This is a genomic window from Nonomuraea sp. NPDC049400, from assembly GCF_044466425.1.
In the GTDB taxonomy this organism is placed as follows: Bacteria; Actinomycetota; Actinomycetes; order Streptosporangiales; family Streptosporangiaceae; genus Nonomuraea.
The window spans coordinates 1-1,817 of the sequence record NZ_JBITMP010000147.1; the positions used below are offsets into that span (position 1 = coordinate 1).

1 protein-coding gene is annotated in these 1,817 nt (G+C 66.3%); it reads left to right on the top strand.

Annotated elements, in window-relative coordinates; all coding sequences use genetic code 11:
- The first annotated feature begins 118 nt into the window (after positions 1-118).
- Positions 119-1,771, top strand: coding sequence for an ISL3 family transposase (locus tag ACIBVN_RS60805; protein ID WP_397152027.1), 1,653 nt, complete (start codon positions 119-121; stop codon positions 1,769-1,771).
- The last annotated feature ends 46 nt before the right edge of the window (positions 1,772-1,817 follow it).

The following is a 1,817-nucleotide window of genomic DNA, read 5'->3' on the forward strand; positions in this document are numbered from 1 at the left end:
GGATCTGGCGCAAAGTCCGTGAAGCGGTGACGATATGTGATCGCGTCGCTGGGGGCAGGCGATGGTCAGGTTGATCGCGATTTCGTAACTCGATACACAGAAGAGCGGCCGCGTCGTCATGATCCGGTTCATCCCGGAACTGATCATCACGAGCGGCCGCGAGGTCATTGTGCAGCATGCCCAGGCAGGCGAGGAAGCCTGTTGCGTTCTTCTGTTGTTCCCGCATCTGAGCCAGGTGCATGTCGACGCCATCAAGCACGATCAGGGGAGATTATTGATCACGGCTCGGAGCGGGACCGACCACTCGATATGTCAGCGATGTGGCATCTCGGCAGGCAGACGGCACAGCCGCTACCGCCGTCGTCTTCACGATCTTCCAGTGTCAGGTCGGCCCATACTGATCGAGCTGGAGGTCCGCCGGTTCTTTTGTGACAACCCCACCTGCGTCGTCCGGACCTTCGTCGAGCAGATCCCTGATTTGACCCAGCGGTACGCCCGCCGCACGCCGCTGCTGCGTGCCGCGCTGGAGGCCATCGCCCTGGCGTTGGCCGGACGCGCCGGAGCTCGGCTGGCGTCCGTGCTGGGGCTGGCGGTCGGCCGCTCCACCCTGATCCGGCTGATCCATGCCCTCCCGGATCCCGAGATCGGCCAGCTCACCGCGGTGGGCGTGGACGACTTCGCCCTGCGTCGCGGCAGCAGCTACGGCACCGTCCTGATCGACATGACCACCCGCCGGCCCATCGACCTGCTGCCCGATCGCCAGGCCGACACCCTGGCCGACTGGCTTCGACCTCACTCCGACGTGGAAGTGATCTGCCGGGACCGAGCCAGCGCCTATGCCGAGGGCGCCGTCAAAGGCGCGCCCCAGGCCACCCAGTGTGCTGATCGCTGGCACCTGTGGCACAACCTCGTCCAGGCCGTGGAACGGTCGGTCACCCGACATCGCCCCTGCTTATCAGACCCTCCAGACGATGGGCCCGAGCAACCCGAACGAGCATCAGCAGCGCAAACCACCGCCCGCCAGGGCTCGACGCGGTTCGCCGAGCGCACCCGCGCCAAACACGCCCGAATCCACGAGCTGAAGGCTGCCGGGCACAGCCTGCGAGCCATCGCCCGCCAGCTCCGGATGGGTGACCGCACCGTGATCCGCTACGCGCACGCCGCCTCGCCCGAGGAACTGTTGTGGGGGCAATGGACCAACAAGCCCAGCGCCGTCGACGACTTCAAGCCCTACCTTCACCAGCGGTGGCAAGCAGGCGAACGCAACGCCACCCGCCTGCTGAAAGAGATCACCGCGCTCGGCTACCGCGGCAGCTACGGCGCGCTCAGCACCTACTTACGCCCCCTGCGCGCGGCCCGCCCTGTCGCCCCGCCGGCACCTTCGGTCCGCAAGGTCACCGGCTGGCTCGCCACCCATCCCGACCGGCTCGAAGACGCGCACCAACTCCAACTCGCAACCGTCCTGGACCGCTGTCCGGAACTGACCGCACTTCTCAAGCACGTCCGCACCTTCGCCATCATGCTCACCAAACGCCGAGGCCAAGACCTTCCCGGCTGGCTCGCTGCGGTGAGAGCCGATGACCTGCCCGCACTTCACGCCTTCGCAGGCGGCCTCGAACGCGACCTCGACGCCGTCACCGCAGGTCTGACCCTGCCCTGGAGTTCCGGCCCGGTGGAAGGTCACGTCAATCGCATCAAGATGCTCAAGCGCCAGATGTTCGGCCGTGCCGGCTTTCTCCTCCTCCGCAAACGAGTGCTCCTCACAACCTAACGATCATTACGCACCGTCACCGCTTCACGGACTTTGCGCCAGATCC